This is a genomic window from Chryseobacterium sp. C3, assembly GCF_014218905.1.
Taxonomy (GTDB): Bacteria; Bacteroidota; Bacteroidia; order Flavobacteriales; family Weeksellaceae; genus Chryseobacterium; species Chryseobacterium mucoviscidosis.
The window spans coordinates 287,231-306,210 of the sequence record NZ_JACLCU010000003.1 but is presented as its reverse complement, the minus strand read 5'-3'; the positions used below and the strand labels follow the sequence as shown (position 1 = coordinate 306,210).

The window sequence follows — 18,980 nt, the reverse complement described above, 5'->3', positions numbered from 1 at the left end:
TTTGGATGGTTTAAAAATCAACGGGTTAAATTGAAAAGTAAAACACCAAACATATAATCAACGATCAAATGTAGAAAATATTGTTGTATGGCAGTTCAGTAGACTATTATAAAAAGAGTATAAAGTTTGTTAAAAATTGTTAAAAATCTACAAAAACGTCTTTTCTGATGCTATGGTACGCTGTAATTTCATCAAATTCTTTCAGACTTGCTAAAACCCTTTTTTTATACTCTTCATACTTTTTCCCTTTAGGAAGTTTCAGCATGATCTGGAACTGATAGAGATTGTTAAGTCGCGCAATCTGAGCTTTTTCCGGACCCAAAACACAATCTTCGGGAAGATATTTTCTAAGGATGGATCCTAAAAACTGAGAAGCGCGGTTGGCTTTATCCTCTCTCCTGTGCTTCAGTTCTATCATAATAAGCTTTGTAAAAGGCGGATAATGAAATTTCTGGCGTTCCGTTAAAATATACTTGTAGATTTTCGCCGGGCTATTCATTTTAATTAACTGAAAAACAGAATGATCTGGATTAAAAGTCTGTATTAAAACTTTTCCTTTTCCGGAAACTCTTCCCGCTCTTCCGGAAACCTGAGTAATGAGTTGATAAGCTCTTTCTTCTGCTCTGAAATCCTGAACATATAGCAAGGAATCGGCTTTCGGAATGGCAACCAGCTCGATGTGATCAAAATCCAGACCTTTTGAGATCATCTGTGTCCCGACAACGATATCGGTCTCCCGATCTTCAATTTTTTCGTATAATTTTTCGTAGGCAAATTTCTTTCTCATGGAATCCACATCCATTCTGTCTACTTCCTGATCGGGAAATAATTTGGAAACTTCTTCATGGATCTGCTCTACTCCTACTCCTCTTTCGTTCAGGTTTTCGGAATGACATTTTGGGCAAACTTTGGGTTTTGAGGCTCTCTGTCCGCAGTAATGGCATTTCATTTCGTTGGCAGCTTTATGATACGTCATCACCACATCGCAGTTGGAACAGTAATTTACGTAACCGCAGGTTTCGCATTCCACAACATTAGCATAACCACGACGGTTGTGAAGAACGATCGTCTGATTTTTTTCTTCGACAACTTTTTTAATCTCGTCAATCAACTGCAAAGAAAAATTTCCGGATACTTTTTTGGACTCCTGAGCTTCTTTGAAATTAATGAGTTCATACTCAGGAAGATTGACATTCCCAAAGCGTTCTTCCAGAAAAACATATTTCATTTTATCTTTTCTGGCGTTGTAATAGCTTTCCACAGAAGGTGTCGCAGAACCTAAAATGACTTTTGCTCCATAAAAATTTCCAAAAACCAACGCCGCATCTTTTGCATTGAAATAAGGAGAAACTTCTCTCGGACGGTACGCAGAATCGTGTTCTTCATCCACAATAACCAATCCCACATTCTGAAAAGGTAAAAACAGAGAATTACGTGTTCCGATTAAAACTTTAATATCATTCTGCCTGATTCTTCTCCAGACTTCCACCCGTTCAAAATCTGTAAGTTTCTGATGGTAAAACCCAAGTTGTCTTCCGTATTTTTTTTCTAATCGTTGAGTGATCTGTTTGGTTAAAGAAATTTCGGGAAGTAAAAACAGTACATTTTTTCCTTCGCTGATGCATTCTTCGATCTTCTCTAAATAAATATGTGTTTTTCCTGAAGAAGTTACCCCGTGAAGCAGAACATTTTTCCCTTCTTCAAAGGCTTCATCCACTTCATTTTTCGCTTCTTTCTGGGCTTCTGAAAGTTCTTCGATCTCTTCTATTTCACCTTCATAACTTTCGATACGGTCTTTCTGCATATAATATTCTTCGACCAGATTTTTATCTGCCAAAGCCTTAAAATACGAACTTCCGAAATATCCGTCTTCAAAAAGCTCTGATTTTTTGATGGGCAAATCAGGATTTTCGGTCTGCTTTTCTAAAATATGAAGGAAAAGGTCTTTCTGCTTTTGCGCTCTTTTTAAGGATAAAAGTATTTCCGTAAGGTTTTGACGCTGTAAAACCTCATCATTGATTTTTACGTACGCAATTTCTTTAGCTCTGTATTTTTCAGCAATTTTTTCGTCGATTTCAATATACTGCAAATCGATTAAAGAATTGACGGTTTTAATGATATCTTTTTTAGGAATAAATGCTTCAATATCAGTCAAATTAATCAACTGCCGTACTTCCAAAGCCTGAATGAGATACATTTCGTTGACATCGAGGTTTTCAAAGTCAACTTTTACATTCGGCTTCAGTTTAAGGTATGTTTCACTTTCGAGTTTCAGGGACGAAGGAAATGCAAAACGGTAAATTTCTCCCAAACCGCACAAGTAATAGTCGGAAAGCCAGTTCCAGAAGTTAATCTGCTCCTGCGGAACAATCGACTGATCGTCGAGAAGACTGATAACTTCTTTTGCTACAAATGTTTCCGGCGCATTGTTGTGAAGTTCAAAAACGATTCCCGTATAGATTTTTTTGCCGCCAAAAGGAACCAAAACCCTCATTCCTGTCTGAATTCCTGTTTGCAGTTCTTCGGGAACTTTATAGGTGAAAGATCCTTTTAGGTTTAACGGTAAAACAATCTGGGCGTAATTCAAGGGAAAAATTTAAAGTGTAAAATTAATTTTTTCTTTTGTGAACTGCAATTTTTTTGATGGTGTGTTTTTTATGGGATCCTTTTAAACGCTATGACCGCTAAGATTTTCTTTAAATGATTATGTATATTTTTTCGTTCGCTAAGGCGTTTCACTCAGCAAATGATATGATGCTTTTTAAGTGGATCATTCAGGAAAAATCTTTTAGTGATATGCTTTTTTAAACACAATGATGGAGGAGTCTACACCGTTAGAAGATATTAGAACAGGAAAAACGGAAAAGCAAGTCCGCTTCTTTAAAGCGAAAGTTTTAGATGGTCACAGCGGCGAAGAAATCAATGAGGCTATTCAAGAATCCATTGATAATCAAAGTATTATTTTTACTGATAAAAGTACCTCTTATGTGGACATTGCAGATTTTGTAGAACTTCATATTATGGAAAAAAGTTCAAAAGAAACCACAGAAGAAACCTTAAAATGGGTTCATATTGCTATCAGTAATACTAAAAGAAATCTTCTTGGTAATTACCATAAAATAAAGAGAAAATACCTCCAACTCTATCTCAATGAGTTTATTTACAAGTTAAATCGAAGATATTTTGGAGAAAAGTTATTTGAAAGACTGATTATTGCTAATATCACAGCTTTAGGTTAGAAAACGGATATTCAATAAAATAATGAACATAACAGAATAAAGGCAAGATTTATTCTGTTTTCTAGTAAATATTTTTGTCATTAACATTATATTTGCCATTAATTTTTCAGAATGCTTTACACCATAATAAAAGCGCTTCATATTATCTTCATGGTAAGCTATTTTGCGGGAATTTTTTATCTCGTAAGAATTTTTGTGTACTATAAAGATACCGATGAATTTGCGGAAGAAAAGAAGAAAATCCTCAGAGAACAATATACGTTTATGGCCCGAAGGCTCTGGAATATCATCACCGTTCCTGCCGGAGTAATCATGACGGTTTGCGGACTGATGATGATTTTCCTGAATTCAGGATTGATGAAAATGCCATGGTTTCATTTAAAACTAACCTTCCTGATCGGTTTGGCGGTCTATCATTACTGGTGCTGGAAAAAAGTTTTAAAACTGAAAGAACTCAACGGAAGTACACTGGAAACCGCCAATATAAAACTGAGACAGGCAAATGAAATCGCTACTTTCATTTTGTTCCTTGTCGTTTTCACCGTGATTTTAAAAGCTCAGGTTATTGAATACTGGTGGCAATTAATCGCCGGATTTTTCGTTCTGGTATTTTTAATCATGATGACGGTGAAGCTGGTAAATAAGAATAAGAAAAAATAATGATTCGGTTGATGGTTGTGTGTTTATAGTTGCTGAATAGATTTTTACATCAAAAAAAGTCAGCTAAAAACAATCAACAATCAACTAAAAACAATCAACATTTGACAATAAAACTATGATTGCAATTTTAAAAAAAGAACTTTGGAGCTACTTCGGAAACTGGAGCGCGTGGATAATCATCGCGGCTTTCAGTCTGATCGCGACGCTGTTTCTGTTTTTTTTCGACAACGACTCCAACATTTTTGAGATCGGAATGGCTTCACTGCAAAGTTATTTCGTTCTGGTTCCTTGGTTACTGATGTTTATTATTCCCGCACTTTCCATGAAAACTTTTGCGGAAGAGCAGCAGACCGGAACCTTAAACTGGCTGTTTTCCCAACCGCTGAAAGTTTCAGATCTGGTTTTCGGAAAATTTCTTTCAGTTTGGATCGTTGGAATTTTATGCCTGATTCCATCGTTAATTTACCTTTACACAGTGTATGTTTTGGGCGTTCCTGCCGGAAATGTAGATTTGGGAATGACGTTCGGAAGTTACATCGGGTTAATTATTTTAATTGCAGCATTTTCCGGAGTGGGAATTTTGGCGTCTTCGCTTTCCCAAAACCAGATTATGGCTTATCTGTTGGGCGTTTTCATGTGTTTCATCATGTATTTCGGGATCGAGCAACTGGCAAGTTACAAATTGTTGGGAGGCGCAGATTTTATTTTGCAGAATGTCGGTTTTTACCAGCATTTCTTAGGCTTTACAAGAGGGCTTATCGATTTTAAGGATGTAGCTTATTTTGCTTTAATCATCGGTGTTACATTAGTTTTGTCCAATCATTTCATTAATAAAAAGAAGTAGAATGATGAAGAAGATACAGTTCAAATCTCCGCTAGGAATTTTACTTTTCGTGGTGTTGCCATTGGTGGTTATTCTTGCCATTTCAGGAATAAGATTGGATTTAACCAAAGAAAAAAGATATACGCTTTCCGATAATACCGTTAAGGTTCTGGAATCGGTAAATAAACCTTTGGTCGTTGATGTTTACCTGGAAGGAGACTTTCCGGCAAGTTTCAAGCAGCTTCAGAGCGAAACGAAATTTATGCTGGAAGAGTTCAGAAAAATTAATCCGAAGATCGATTTTAAATTCATTGATCCTATCAAAACCAAAATGTCTAAAGATACTCTGATGGCGATGGGAATGCAGCCTTCCATGCTTCCGGACATCAAAGACGGCAAAGTTTCTCAGATCATGCTGTTTCCTTATGCAGTCGTTAAATACGACAAAAGGGGAGTTTCCATTCCTTTGGTGGTTCAGCAGACAGGAATCGATGCTGATCAGCAGCTTACGAAATCCATTGAAAATTTAGAATACAATCTGGTTTCAAACATTAAAAATATTGCGGCGCATAAAAGAAAGAAAATCGGGATTCTGGTGAATCAGGATGAGCTGAATCCAAGAGAATTTCAGGGGTTCATGCAACTGGCAACGGAAAGTTATGATGCAGGTCCTATTATTCCTAAAAATCAGACCGAACTTACCATCGCAGATATTCCGACCTTAAAGCAAATGAACGCTTTGGTGATCGCAAAACCGAGAAAAGCTTTCACGGACGGTGAAAAAGTAATTCTTGACCAATACATCATGAACGGCGGAAAAACATTGTGGATGATTGATGCCGTAAATGCGGAAATGGATACACTGATGAGGTCTCAAAAAGTGATGCCTTTTCCTGTAGACATCAATATGACCGACTTTTTCTTCAATTATGGAATCAGGATCAATCCGGCTTTGGTAAAAGATGTGAAGAAGTTTGCGCTGTTGAGATTGGTAACAGGGGAAGTGAGTGGAAATCCGCAGTACACCAGTCTTCCGTGGCCATATTTTCCTTTGGGAATCGCAGAAAGCAACAATCCGATTACGAAAAATATCAATCCTGTAAAGTTTGAATTCCCGACTTCCATCGATACATTGGGCGGAAGAAAAAATATCAAAACGAACGTTCTTTTTGAATCGAGTGAAAGAACTTTATTAAAGCAGGTTCCGAATTATGTGGATCTGAAAGAAATTTCCAGTGTCGACAGTCTCGGACAAATGGAAAAACCTAGCACACCGAAGATTTATGCAGTGTCTCTGGAAGGGAAATTCAATTCTGCGTATGCTTCCAGAATCGAAAGAAAATCCTACCCGAATTTCAAAAGTTCGAGCCCTGAAAATAAAATGATTGTGATCGCCGACGGAGACGTAGGACGAAACAAAGTTCTGAAAGGAGAACCGCTTCCTTTAGGCGTAGATCTGCTTACCAACGAACAGTTTGGAAACGAACAGTTCCTGAGAAATGCATTAGACTATCTTCTGGACGACAGCAACCTCATGGATCTCAGAAACCGAAACATCGAAGAAAGGCTTCTTGACCGACAGAGAATTACGGAAGACAAAAATAACTGGCAATGGTTTAATTTGCTGCTTCCTTTAGTCATTATCGGTATTTTGGGAGGTTTGTTCTTCTGGCTGAGAAAGAAGAAATTTGGATAAATGATATAGAAAAAGAGAAGTTTTTGGCTTCTCTTTTTATAGTTTTTTTTACTACTAATAATTCGTTTGTTAATTTAGAGACGATTTTACATATTTTTTCAATTTCATCATTAATCAAGATATTTTAAAGAAGAACAATTTATTCCTCGTTTTAAATTATTATAAATTCCAGATAAGATTTATTTTTGAGTTTGAATGTAAATGTTATTTTTACAAAAATGAATTATTATAAATCTATGATTGTTTTCTTCTTACATGCATCCATAAATAAATCACCTAACTCGGTGATAAAATAAAATTCGCCATCATTTTCAATATTAATTTCTAAATTATCAAGGGTTAAATAATCACTATTGGGGTCATTTCTAATTTCAGCGCCATTTGTATAAACATAATGCTGGGGAAGATTTTTTACAAGTCCTAATCTAATTAAATTTGCCATCTCAAACTCTTCTAAATCATTTTCATTTATATATTCAGGTTTAAATAATTCTATTTGGATATTTGTTTCTCTCTCATCCAAGTCTTTGAGTTCCTTTTGTAATTTCCAGAATTTTCTCAATTCCTTATAATCATCAGTTTTATTAGCCAGATTTTTAATTTCTAATTCTAGATTTTTCTTTTTTTCATCTTTTGTTTCTAAAAAAAGATTTAATTCTTGTTCCAATCTCAACCTTCTTTCACTTCTAAGAAATACAGTTTTTTCTAATATTAAAAATTCAGGTTTTGAAATTTGACTAAGTAAGAAAGGGAAAACATGATTTTCTATATTCTGTTCTGAATCTACCATATTAGTTAATAAAATAGCCCATTTGTTTTGTAGAAATTCATCATCTTCTAAGGAAGCATTTTCCAATAGGGGACAAAGTAATTTAAGCGAGATAGCTTTGGGATGAATATTATTTTCAATGCAAATATTTCGGGCTTTGTTAAGTATTTTTATTTGATTCTTAAATCTCCAACTTGTTATTTGTTCTTTAAAAAATAATCCTGTTTCTTCAACAGTTGGTGTTATTAGCTTTTCAAGAAAATTTTTTGCTAAATCAATACCTTTTTCTAAAGCAGTAGATGATATGTCTACTTTGAAATTATTTTCACTCATATTCGTTTTTAAGTATATGTATTTAACTCAAATTTACAATATTTAAACTACAGAAGATAATAATTCGTACTCAATTAAACAACCTCCTAAACTCCCCCGGAGACTGATTCGTCTTCTGCTTAAATAACTTACTAAACGACTGCGGATGCTCAAAACCCAGTTCATACGCAATTTCACTTACCGATAAATTTGTTGTGCTCAAACGTTCTTTGGCTAGAGCAATCAGCTTATTCTGGATGTGTTGCTGCGTGTTCTGCTGCGTATGGATGCGTAATAAACTTCCCAGATAATTGGGTGAAATATTCAGTTGTTCGGCGATGGTTTTCACAGAAGGAATACCGTGTTCGAGAAGATTTCCGCTGTTGAAATACTGCGAAAGAACTTCCTCAAATTTATCCAGCAATTCGTGACTCGATTTTTTTCTGGTCAAAAACTGTCTTTCGTAAAAACGTTCAGAATAGATTAAAAATAATTCCAGTTGCGCAACAATAAGCTCCTGCGTGAATTTATCAATATTTGTCTGATACTCCTTTTCAATATTTTTAAACAGATCCACAATAATTTTTTCTTCCTTATCCGACAGAAAAAGCGCTTCATTGATCTGATAACTGAAAAATTCGTAGGATTTCATTTTTTTGATAAGCGAAGTTCCCCAAAGAAAATCAGGATGGATCAGCAAAAGATATCCGGTCGGTTCAAACTCAACATCTGGCTTCATCTCAATTCTTAGAAACTGCATCGGCGAAACAAAACACAACACGCCCGAATCAAAATCATATTCCTGCTGACCGTAATTAAACTTCGCGTTTACATTCCTTTTCAGCCCCACCGAATAAAAATTCTGGGTCCATTTCAGTTCTGTATCATTTACGGGATAGCGGACTTTGCTGTAATCAATCAAGCTGATCAGCGGATGATCCGGACTCGGCAGATTACAGAAAGCATGAAAATCGGAGATCGAATGAAAACGGAAGGTCTCTTTCATAATAACGAAGTTAATTGTTTTTAATGATTTTTTATGAAATACATGTTCTTTTATTGCGACATAAGAGCCTGAAGCGTTAAGAAAATTAAAACGTAATCCGTTAAAAAATTTCCACTGTCTGAGCGCGGGTATAATCCATAACCGAAGAACAAATTTTGATTCGCGCGAGTTTTGGGAATTTTAGGATTACGTTTTAATTTTTAGCATTCAGGATCTAAGTCTTGAATTTTTGGTTCTTTTGTTTCAAGACAAAAGAAGTAAATCAATTCTAAATTGCAGTAGAATTTGATAAACGTTCATACTTTTACATTACCTGAGATACAAATCAAAAATGTCTATATCAGATGGCTTTTCCGACATAAGAGCCTGAAGCGTTAAGAAAATTAAAACGTAATCCGTTAAAAAATTTCCACTGTCTGAGCGCGGGTATAATCCATAACCGAAGAACAAATTTTGATTCGCGCGAGTTTTGGGAATTTTAGGATTACGTTTTAATTTTTAGCATTCAGGATCTAAGTCTTGAATTTTTGGTTCTTTTGTTTCAAGACAAAAGAAGTAAATCAATTCTAAATTGCTGTAGAGTTTGCTAAAACCTCCCATTTCCTTGCATCCTCGGTAATCGCATCTACTTTATTGTTAAGAAACTCCATGGTTCCTACGCCTAAAAGGAAATGAACCGGCGGATTTTCCTCTTTGCTCAACTGAATCAGAACATCTGCTGCTTTTACAGGATCATTCGGCTGATTTCCGTTGATTTCGTCAAGATGTGCCTGTTCCGAACTTCTTGCCGCTTCATAAGCCTGAATGGGATTTGCCGGAGTTTTCACCGAATCTTTAGCCAAAAAATCTGTACGGAAATATCCAGGATAAACTACTGTTGCATGAATTCCGAAATCTTTTGCTTCTTCAGCCAAAGCTTCTGTAAATCCTGCTACTGCAAATTTAGTAGAGCAATAAATTCCCCAACCCGGAAAATTTCCCGAAAAACCTCCGATGGACGAAATATTGAAAATATTTCCCGATTTCTGCTCACGAAGATAAGGCATTGCATTTCTGATGACGTTTAAAGTTCCGAAAACATTCACCGCATAATTTTCCCTTGCTTCCTCATCCGTAAGCTCTTCCAGCGTTCCGATCTGTCCGTATCCTGCATTATTAACCACAACGTTAATCTGTCCGAAATGCTCTGTGGTTTTTGCAATGGCAGATTTTACATCATTATTGTCCGTAATATTTACACTTAAGGGCAGAAAGTTTTCCGAAGCCTCTCCGAAAGCAGAAATTAAAGAATTTACAGTGCGGCTTGTTGCAGCCACCTGAAATCCTTCGGATAATAATTTTTTAACCAGTTCAAATCCTAAACCTTTTGAAGCTCCCGTTACGAACCATACTTTTTTTGTTTCCATTTTTAAATGTTTTATTGTTTTTAATTGATGGTACAAAGATGGAAAGTTGTGCAGTGGGAAATGTAGCCGAATCGGGAAAGAATGTATTCAGATCGTGAATGATATAAAAACAAAAAAGAGAAACTTTTCAGTCTCTCTTTCCGTATAATAATTAAGATAAAATCAATCTTCCAAAACAGGAATAATATGTTCCCAATTCAGTTGTCGGGCAAAGTCCAAAGCTGTTTTTCCTGATTTTGTCTTTAAATTTTTATCACCTCCTGCTGCAAGAATCACTTCCACAGAACTTAGATTTCCGGCAATCGTTTCCGCGTGAAGCATAGAATAGCCGTTACTATCCTGACCTGTAATCTCATCCGGATTTTCGCTGACGAATTTTACCAGCTCTTCCTTCATATTTCTGCTCATCGGATGCTCTACAAGATTTTCAGGATGCTCTTTCTGTTCATAAACGATTTCAATATCATTAAAATCTCCGAAATCCATTTGCCATGCATTGTCGTGTGCTTTTCTTTCCGCCGGAGACATATCCGAACGCATTTTCTGGATCGTAAATCCGCCATAAGCTTTCGGAGGAAGAGACTCTGAAGAAGATGAAAACAGTTTTGAAAGTCCTTTCGTTTTTTTTGCGCGTTGCGGCATGGCAAAAAGCCAGTCGCTGATTTCGTTTACAGGAATTTCCACATAATCTCCGACTTCAACATTGGTGAGTTTATTCGGTTTGTTGATGAGGTATCCTTTGATAAGATCGCCATCGAAATTGATATCATTGATCCACATATGTTCTACAATAGGTGAGTCTGAAGAAGGATCTTCCTGAGAAAAAGCCACTTTCACGCATGAAACACTCAGTGCCGGAATAATTCTTCTGTATTCCCAAGATTGCTCTCTCCAGAAATATTTAAAAGTTTCCTGCGCTTTCTTATAAGCTTTAGACATTTCAGGATCTGCTGCGTCTGCGAAAAATATTTTATTTTCTGACATTTTGTTTTAATTATTAGTTTTTATTTTTTCAGTTTATATTTTGCTGAAAATTTATTCTGTTATTTTTATTTTGACCAAAATACAGAAAAATATAAGAACAGAACGTTGAATTTTATACAAAAATCTGTTTAAACTTTTTATTTAACCGCAAAAGCCGCAAAAGATGAACTAAACGTTTATTGAAAGTTGGTCATTATAAATAAGAAGATCACAACAGTTTTTAAAAAATCTTTGATTTTTATTCTTTTGAGCGCTTTAATTATTCTGGAAATTTACTTTAACATTATCTTTTACATCTTTTGCGGTTAACTATGAATTAGTTTAAATCACAAGTTTAAAAATATTTAAGCGGCTTCCGATCATGATTTGAATTAAAAATTCACGATTCACCTTCTTGACACAAAACTAAACTAGAAATCTGTTTTCAAGCTTCGCGAAGCAAATTTCATTTGCCTTTGCCTTCTCAAAATTATACTGATAAAAATAATCTTTGCGTTGAAAAAATTAAATTAAGAAAAGTCTTTAAATTTTTCTTTTGTTACGGCATTTCAGAATCTAAATTGCTAATTTTAAATTAATGAGATCTGTTTTCAAGCTTCGCGAAGCAAATTTCATTTGCCTTTGCCTTCTCAAAATTGTATTGATAAAAATAAATCTTTGCGTTAAAAAAATCAAATTGAAAAAAGTCCTTAAATTTTTCTTTTGTTACCACATTTAGGACAGAATATAGCTATTCTCTTTCTATAATGTTTTCGCATTTCAGAATCTAAATAGCTAATTTTAAATTAAATAAGATCTGTTTTCAAGCTTCGAACAGCAAATTTCATTTGCCTTTGCCTTCTCAAAATTATACTGATAAAAATAATCTTTGCGTTGAAAAAATCAAATTGATAAAAGCCCTTAAATTTTTCTTTCGTTACCGCATTTCAGAATCAAAATAAGCTAATCTTAAATTAATAAGATCTGTTTTCAAGCTTCGCGAGTCAAATTTCATTTGCCTTTGCCTTCTCAAAATTATACTGATAAAAATAATCTTTGCGTTTAAAAAAAAATCCAAACTGAGAAAAGTCTTTAAGTTTTTCTTTTGTTACCGCATTTCGGGCAGAATGTTGCGGTTTCCGTCCGGTAAGGTTTTCCGCAGTTTTCACAGTCAGGACCATACATATCGCTGAAATGATGCATGATGGCATTAGGATTTGTTTCTTCAAAACCGGTTAAATTATTGTAATAATCCAGCAGTTTTTTGAAATTTTCGTTTAAAGGTGTTTTTCTGGCTGTTTTAACTTCCTGAAATCCTTCAGCTAATAATTTTGAAGCGATTTTTCCCTCTTCCTCATCAAGCATGGGAACATCCATTCTGCACCTCCAGCAATATCTTATTTTCATGATATGTTTTTTGTATCTTTTAGGAACTATTCACTAAACATCCTTTATAAAATCCTCATATTCATAATAAAACCGTTCAAAGCCATCCATTTTTTCAACAAAAAATTCAAAGGCTTCCCGCCATGTATTTTTATTGAAAACAGAAATACCGTGCTTTTCAACCCAGATTCGGCTGATAACCTTTCCGTTTTCCAGCGTATAAAATTCTTCCTTGTGAAAATCGCCGATAAAATCATTCAGAATATCTTCCAGTGACCATATTTTATTGTAGTACGCATCTCTGAAAACTTCATCCTTCATTTCGATATCCAGAGAAACTTCCGCTTTTTTCTTATCCGCATAAAATTTAAACGACATATCCTTGATTTTGGTATCGTACAAAATCCATTTTCTTGGAAAAGACTTTCCGAAAGCCGTCCAAAACTCTTTCTTTAACTGCTGTGCTTCCTGTTTACTGAACATGTGGCAAATTTAGGGATTTTGGACGGAAGAAGGAAGTACGAAGAAGGAAGTAATACGGTCTCTTAAAACTCCCGGCCTCCATCTTCTAACTTCCGATCTCCTTATTATACATATCAAACAATTTTCTTATTTTTGTAGTAATGCTGTCTAAAAAATCTCAATACGCTTTCAAGGCACTGTCATATCTTGTAGAAAAGAGAAATGACGGACCGATTCTTATTTCCGAAATTGCCGAACACAAGAAAATTCCTTTAAAGTTTTTGGAAAATATTCTGCTTGAGCTTAAAAAAGCGGACATTCTCGATAGCAAAAAAGGAAAAGGAGGAGGCTATTTTTTCAAAGAAAAGCCGGAAAATGTAAAGCTGGCGAAAATTATTCGTCTTGTGAACGGACCCATCGCACTGCTTCCTTGTGTAAGTTTAAATTTTTACGAAAAATGCGACGACTGCAGTGAAGATCATTGCGGTCTGCACGACGTTCTGATTGAAGTTCGTGATGCTTCGCTGAATATCCTGGAGAAAAGAACGTTAATGGATTTGGTAGATTAATCAGATCCTTTTTTTTAAAATAATTAGTCTACTTTTTTGGTAGGATAATTATTTTATCTGATATTTGCATTACTTCAAATGAACAAAATATGATTTCAAAAGAAGAAGCAGAGTTACTGAAACAGCTTTCCGCAGAAGAGGGACTGAAATTTATTTCTTCAAAAATTTCTGAAGGGGTTGTTTTTTCCACCTCACTCGGTCAGGAAGATCAGGTAATTACGGATATGATTTTCAAAAATCATTTGCCGGTAAAAGTGTTCACGCTTGATACAGGAAGACTTTTTTACGAGCACTACGAGTTGCTTTCCCAGAACAATTCCCGATACAAAACAAAAACCGAAGTCTATTTTCCGGAAAGTTCAGACGTGGAAAAATATGTGAATGAAAAAGGAATCAACGCGTTTTATCATTCTATAGAAAACAGAAAAGAATGCTGTTTTATCCGTAAGGTTAAACCTTTAAACCGTGCGTTGGAAAATGCAAAAGTCTGGATTACAGGATTGCGTTCCGAACAATCTGAAAACAGAGAAAATATGCCGGTTCTCGAATGGGACGAAGATCGTAAACTATACAAATATAATCCCTTAATTCACTGGAATTACCAGAATGTTTTAGATTATCTGAAAGAAAATAAAGTTCAGGAATTGTCTTTACACAAAAAAGGATTCATTAGTGTCGGTTGTCAACCCTGTACAAGAGCAATCGAAGAAGGAGAAAATCCGCGCGCCGGACGATGGTGGTGGGAAAGTTCACAGAAAGAGTGCGGTCTGCATTCTCATTAATTCAAAAAAATTAAAAATGACGACACATACGTTAGATTATCTGGAGCAGTTGGAAGCAGAAAGTATCTACATTATGAGGGAAATTGCCGCTCAGTTTGAAAAACCTGCGCTGCTTTTCAGTGGCGGAAAAGATTCTATCACTTTGGTTCATCTGGCAAAAAAAGCTTTTGCTCCGATGAAAATACCTTTTCCGTTGGTTCATATCGATACAGGGCATAATTTCCCTGAAGCATTGCAGTTCAGAGATTATTTAGCAGAAAATATCGGCGCGGAACTGATTGTAAGAAAAGTGGAAGATACCATTAAAGCTAAAAATTTAACCGAACCGAAAGGAAAATTTGCTTCCAGAAACTGGCTGCAAACCCACACTTTATTAGATACAATTGAAGAATTCGGATTCGATGCATGCATTGGCGGAGCGAGAAGAGATGAGGAAAAAGCCAGAGCTAAAGAACGTTTTTTTTCTGTGCGTGATGAATTCGGACAATGGGATCCGAAGCTGCAGCGTCCCGAATTGTGGAACATCTACAACGGAAGAATCAACAAAGGTGAAAATGTAAGAGTTTTCCCGATTTCGAACTGGACGGAGCTTGATGTCTGGAATTATATTAAAAAAGAAAATATCCAGTTGCCATCCATTTACTTCGCACATGAACGAGAGGTGATTGAATATGACGGACAGTTAATTGCCGTATCAGATTTTATTCAGATTGATGAAAATGATACGATTGTCAGTAAAAAAGTACGTTACAGAACCGTCGGAGACATGACCTGTACCGCCGCAGTAGAAAGCACTGCCGAAACTTTGGATGAGGTTGTGAATGAAATCACGGCATCCAGAATTTCCGAGCGTGGCGAAACCCGAATCGACGATAAAGTGACGGAAGCCGCGATGGAAGACCGGAAGAAAGGAGGTTATTTTTAGGATGGAAGATGGAAGATGGAGGCTGGAAGTTGGAGGTTGGAAGATGGGAGCTAGAAGCTAGAAGATGGAAGCTAGAAGTTGGAGGCTGGATGTTGGAAGATGGAAGTTTTGGAGTAAGTTTTCAGTCTCAGCCTTAATCCCAACCTTTATATTTAGGCAGGAAGTTGGAAGATGGAAGACAGAAGTTGGAGGCTGGATGTTGGAAGATGGAAGTTTTTGTAGTAAGCCTTTAATCTTAATCTTAATCTTAATCTTAATCTTAGTCTTAGCCTAAACCTTAACCTCACTCTCAGCCTCACTCAATTACTCATTATTAATAAAACAAACGTGGACATATTAAGATTTATCACTGCAGGAAGCGTAGACGACGGGAAAAGTACCCTGATCGGAAGACTTCTGTACGACAGTAAAAATATATTGATCGATCAGCTTGAAGCACTCGAAAAACAGTCAAAAAATAAAAACGAAAACGGAGTAGACCTTGCTATTTTAACCGATGGCTTAAGAGCGGAAAGAGAGCAGGGAATTACCATCGATGTTGCGTACCGCTATTTTTCGACGCCGAAAAGAAAATTTATTATTGCGGATGCACCGGGACATATTCAGTATACAAGAAATATGATTACGGGAGCGTCTAATTCGCAACTGATTGTTATTCTGATTGATGCAAGACAAGGCGTGATTGAACAGACAAGAAGACACTCCATTATTGCGTCTTTATTGAAGATGAAAAATGTGGTGGTCGCCATCAATAAAATGGATCTCGTTGAGTATTCTGAAGAAGTTTTTAAAGATATAAAAGCTCAGTATGAATTGGTTGCAGAAAAACTAGGGTTAAAAAATGTAAATTATTTCCCGATTTCGGCATTTCATGGCGACAATATTGTTGAAAGATCAGAAAATATGGCTTGGTATGAAGGTTCTACGCTGTTAGATTTCCTCGAAACGGTTAAAATCAATTCAGATCAAAACTTTCAGAGTCCGAGATTTCAGGTTCAGTATGTCATTCGTCCGCAAACGGAGGATCTGCACGATTACAGAGGATACGCAGGAGAAGTTCTTTCTGGAATTTACAAAAAAGGTGACGAAATTACGGTGCTTCCTCAGAATATTCAGACTAAAATTTCAAAAATAGAAACAGGGGGCAAAGAAGTGGAATTCGTTTTTGCCAATCAGCCCGCAGTTCTGCATGTTGAAGATGATATTGATATCAGCAGAGGCGATTTTTTAGTAAAGACTGAAAGCCTTCCGAAAGTTGAAAATGAAATTGAAGCCGTTGTCTGCTGGCTGGATAAAAAGGAATTAAACGAAGGAAACAAATATTTCATTCAGCACAAAAGCAAACTTTTAAAAGCGATTATCAAAGAAATTGAATATAAAATAGACGTTAATACTTTAGAAAAAACGCCGGTTTCTGAAAGCATAAAATTAAACGAAGTCGTAAAAGTCCGTTTAAAAACAGCTTCACCCCTGGTTTTCGACAGCTTTGAAGAAAGCAATGCAACAGGCAACGCTATATTGATCGACGAGACAGGCAATTCAACGGTGGGAGCCGTAATGATTTTGTAAATTAAACAAACATAATCTGAGTCATTTAGGAAAGTTTTAAAAAGGTAAGCTGATTTAAAGTGAATTTTCTTAGCTGTATAATATTTCAGTAATGGTTTAAAACGATAGAAAAACAGAAAGAATGGTTATTTCAAGAAAAGTTCAGTTCAGGTTAAATGTATTTTTTGTGACGATCGCACTTCTGTCGGTTGTTGCCTTTACCATGTATGAACTGGGCTATTTGGATGAACTGTTCACTGTTTTAGCCAAAGACAATTACATTTTCTACTGGATGATGTTGGTGGGAGTTTTGGCAGAAATCGTTGCGGGATCGATGGGAATGGGATACGGCGTAATTTGTACGACCACTCTTTTGTTCCTCGGAATTCCGCCTCATGCGGTGAGTGCGAGTATTCATTCTGCGGAAAGCTTTACAACGGCAGCCGGAAGCATCAGTCATATCAGACTGAAAAACGTAAGCAAAAGTCTGGTGAAAAGACTCGCCATTCCTGCGGTTTTCGGAGCAGTGATCGGGGCGGTTTCACTCACATATCTCGGAGAATATTATTCAAAAATTACCAAAACAATTATTTCCTTCTACACATTATATCTGGGAATTCAGATTTTATCCAATGCTTTTAAAAATAAGCAGGACAAAAAATTGAAACGGAAAACAAATTTAACGCGTTTGGGAGTGATCGGAGGTTTTATCGATTCCTTTGCCGGAGGAGGATGGGGACCGTTGGTAACAGGAACTTTAATTAAAAATTCCTTTACGCCGAGATTTGCGGTGGGAAGTTCTACGGTGGCAAAATTTATTTTAACCTTAACGGCAGCCATTACTTTTATTTTCACATTGGGAATTCAGCACTGGAATATCATTCTCGGTCTTCTGATCGGAGGAATTTTTACTGCTCCTTTTTCTGCGATGTTAACGGCAAAACTTCCCGTGAAAAGTATGTTTGTCATCATCGGAACTCTGGTCATCGTGATGAGCTCAATTACCATTTACAAATCTGTTTTTTAGTGATAAAATCTGTTAAATGTGGAAAAATAAAAGCATGAAATATCTTTTCGGTTTTGAAAATATTCTACATTTACACCACTAAAAAAAATAACAATGAACATAAACGTAGTTGCGCTTTTCAGATTTAATGAGAATTATCTGATGGAAGCAGTTGAACTTTTCCAGATTCTGGTAAGAGAAACCAGAAAAGAAGAGGGATGTCTGCAGTATGACCTTATTGAAGACAAAGATAACAAAGGAACTTTTTTCATGGTGGAATTGTGGGAAAGTGAAGAACACCTGAACCGACACAACGGGCAGGATCATTTGCTGAATTTCAGAAGAGATGTTTCTAAAATGCTGGAAAGTTCTACTCAGGTATTTAAAGGATTTAAAACTCTGTAAACTGTAAGAAGAAAGTTAGTCACTTAAAAATAACTTTACTCTTCCTGAGGGAAGCATAAAACTAAAAGGCTGTTCACTATTGCGGACAGCCTTTTATTAGAAAAAATAGAAAGTATTATCAATAAAGCTCCTGTGAACTTTTGTGATCCTGTGAAAAGTTTATTTTTTAATGAATTTTGATTTTACGATTTCTCCTTCCGCCGTTTCAATCAAAATATAATAAACTCCGGTTTGAAGCGTACTGATGTCAAACGATCTTCCGGATAATTTTCCTTCGGCTGTTTTCTGACCTCCCGCTGAATAGATCTGAATTTTTTTCGGTTCTTTTTTAGCAACAAACTGCAATGCGGTATTGTCGGAATTTACGGCAAACTGTACACTTTCCTTTGATTTTGCCTGATTTGAAACCGCAAGTATCGAACTTACTGCGTAAGAAATGTCATCCAACTGAATCGCGGTATGATTTAGACTTCCTACAATTCTGAAGGCAATATATTGTTTATTGGATGCAGGAATCGGTACGGAATACTGCGTGTCTGTTGAGGTAAGCGTAATAATATTTCCGATTCTCGAAAAACTTGCCATATCTGCTGTTGTAACACCGTCCACAAATCCAACTTCAATAGTTCCGGTACTTCCTGCGGAAGATCCTGCTGTAAGGGAAGACTTGAACGTAAGCGTCTGAGTTCCGTCCGGTGCCACAATTTGCGGAGCAATAGCATAACCCGGTGTATTCGTTGTAAAAAAGCTGTAATACTGGATATGTTTGTCCGCAGCATTTGAATTGTCAACATATACCCATGGTCCGGAACCACTTTGTACACGGTTCCAGTTATTTTGCGGCCATGCTGCGCCTGTTCCTGCCGTGAAAGATTCAAAATTCTCATTAATCGTTGTTACCTGTGCATTTCCCGAAATCGCTGTAAGCAGTAAACCTCCAATAAGTAGTCCTAGTTTCATAACATTATTTTTATTTAGAATTATTCTACAAAATTATATAATTATTTTTAATTGTTCTAAATA

17 protein-coding genes and 1 pseudogene are annotated in these 18,980 nt (G+C 36.1%); 10 read left to right on the top strand and 8 right to left on the bottom strand.

Translation table 11 applies throughout. The annotated features are described in order from the left end of the window. Positions 1-139: 139 nt before the first annotated feature. Positions 140-2,587 carry a primosomal protein N' gene (gene priA / locus H6W53_RS08610; protein WP_185206089.1) on the bottom strand — a complete coding sequence of 816 codons (2,448 nt, stop codon included), beginning with the start codon at positions 2,585-2,587 and terminating at the stop codon, positions 140-142. A 226-nt stretch (positions 2,588-2,813) separates the two neighbouring features. Here priA and H6W53_RS08605 point away from each other — a divergent pair. The 4 genes and pseudogenes from H6W53_RS08605 to gldG form a co-directional block, all read left to right on the top strand. Further along, positions 2,814-3,239: pseudogene (locus H6W53_RS08605) on the top strand (IS1595 family transposase); the annotation flags it as partial. 111 nt (positions 3,240-3,350) lie between these two features. Then, positions 3,351-3,899 (top strand): CopD family protein, encoded by a 549-nt coding sequence (locus tag H6W53_RS08600; protein WP_185206086.1) that lies wholly within the window; start codon positions 3,351-3,353, stop codon positions 3,897-3,899. 115 nt (positions 3,900-4,014) lie between these two features. Continuing rightward, positions 4,015-4,743 (top strand): ABC transporter permease, encoded by a 729-nt coding sequence (locus H6W53_RS08595; RefSeq protein WP_185206084.1) that lies wholly within the window; start codon positions 4,015-4,017, stop codon positions 4,741-4,743. Positions 4,744-4,747: 4 nt separating this feature from the next. Further along, the gene (gldG, locus tag H6W53_RS08590) at positions 4,748-6,418 is read left to right on the top strand and encodes a gliding motility-associated ABC transporter substrate-binding protein GldG (RefSeq protein ID WP_185206469.1); all 1,671 of its coding nucleotides are present in this window, start codon (positions 4,748-4,750) and stop codon (positions 6,416-6,418) included. A gap of 226 nt (positions 6,419-6,644) precedes the next feature. Here gldG and H6W53_RS08585 read toward each other — a convergent pair whose 3' ends face one another. The 6 genes from H6W53_RS08585 to H6W53_RS08560 all read right to left on the bottom strand — a co-directional run bounded on the left by H6W53_RS08585 (position 6,645) and on the right by H6W53_RS08560 (position 12,743). After that, a complete protein-coding gene (locus H6W53_RS08585) occupies positions 6,645-7,520 on the bottom strand; it encodes an Abi-alpha family protein (protein WP_185206081.1) in 876 nt (291 codons plus the stop codon). A 70-nt stretch (positions 7,521-7,590) separates the two neighbouring features. Next, complete coding sequence (locus H6W53_RS08580; protein ID WP_108410198.1) at positions 7,591-8,505, bottom strand: helix-turn-helix domain-containing protein; 915 nt, start codon at positions 8,503-8,505, stop codon at positions 7,591-7,593. A gap of 566 nt (positions 8,506-9,071) precedes the next feature. Next, positions 9,072-9,911: an SDR family oxidoreductase gene (locus tag H6W53_RS08575; protein WP_185206079.1), complete on the bottom strand. Its 840-nt coding sequence runs from the start codon at positions 9,909-9,911 to the stop codon at positions 9,072-9,074. A gap of 162 nt (positions 9,912-10,073) precedes the next feature. Beyond that, positions 10,074-10,895, bottom strand: coding sequence for a DUF2314 domain-containing protein (locus H6W53_RS08570; RefSeq protein ID WP_185206077.1), 822 nt, complete (start codon positions 10,893-10,895; stop codon positions 10,074-10,076). Positions 10,896-11,966: 1,071 nt separating this feature from the next. Next, complete coding sequence (locus H6W53_RS08565; protein WP_185206075.1) at positions 11,967-12,281, bottom strand: hypothetical protein; 315 nt, start codon at positions 12,279-12,281, stop codon at positions 11,967-11,969. A 33-nt stretch (positions 12,282-12,314) separates the two neighbouring features. Then, the gene (locus H6W53_RS08560; protein ID WP_185206073.1) at positions 12,315-12,743 is read right to left on the bottom strand and encodes a DUF4268 domain-containing protein; all 429 of its coding nucleotides are present in this window, start codon (positions 12,741-12,743) and stop codon (positions 12,315-12,317) included. A 140-nt stretch (positions 12,744-12,883) separates the two neighbouring features. Here H6W53_RS08560 and H6W53_RS08555 point away from each other — a divergent pair, with 140 nt between their 5' ends. From H6W53_RS08555 to H6W53_RS08530, 6 genes are all read left to right on the top strand, one after another. Further along, positions 12,884-13,291, top strand: coding sequence for an RrF2 family transcriptional regulator (locus H6W53_RS08555; RefSeq protein WP_087711044.1), 408 nt, complete (start codon positions 12,884-12,886; stop codon positions 13,289-13,291). An 89-nt stretch (positions 13,292-13,380) separates the two neighbouring features. After that, a complete protein-coding gene (locus tag H6W53_RS08550) occupies positions 13,381-14,073 on the top strand; it encodes a phosphoadenylyl-sulfate reductase (RefSeq protein WP_185206071.1) in 693 nt (230 codons plus the stop codon). 16 nt (positions 14,074-14,089) lie between these two features. Further along, a complete protein-coding gene (gene cysD / locus H6W53_RS08545; RefSeq protein WP_185206069.1) occupies positions 14,090-14,998 on the top strand; it encodes a sulfate adenylyltransferase subunit CysD in 909 nt (302 codons plus the stop codon). A gap of 327 nt (positions 14,999-15,325) precedes the next feature. Further along, the gene (locus tag H6W53_RS08540) at positions 15,326-16,567 is read left to right on the top strand and encodes a sulfate adenylyltransferase subunit 1 (protein WP_185206067.1); all 1,242 of its coding nucleotides are present in this window, start codon (positions 15,326-15,328) and stop codon (positions 16,565-16,567) included. A 121-nt stretch (positions 16,568-16,688) separates the two neighbouring features. Beyond that, complete coding sequence (locus H6W53_RS08535; RefSeq protein WP_185206065.1) at positions 16,689-17,573, top strand: sulfite exporter TauE/SafE family protein; 885 nt, start codon at positions 16,689-16,691, stop codon at positions 17,571-17,573. A gap of 93 nt (positions 17,574-17,666) precedes the next feature. Next, complete coding sequence (locus H6W53_RS08530; RefSeq protein ID WP_087711034.1) at positions 17,667-17,957, top strand: putative quinol monooxygenase; 291 nt, start codon at positions 17,667-17,669, stop codon at positions 17,955-17,957. 159 nt (positions 17,958-18,116) lie between these two features. Here the strand turns inward: H6W53_RS08530 and H6W53_RS08525 are convergent, their stop codons facing one another. Further along, on the bottom strand, positions 18,117-18,917 hold the full coding sequence (locus H6W53_RS08525) for a T9SS type A sorting domain-containing protein (protein WP_185206063.1): 801 nt from the start codon (positions 18,915-18,917) through the stop codon (positions 18,117-18,119). Positions 18,918-18,980: the final 63 nt, after the last annotated feature.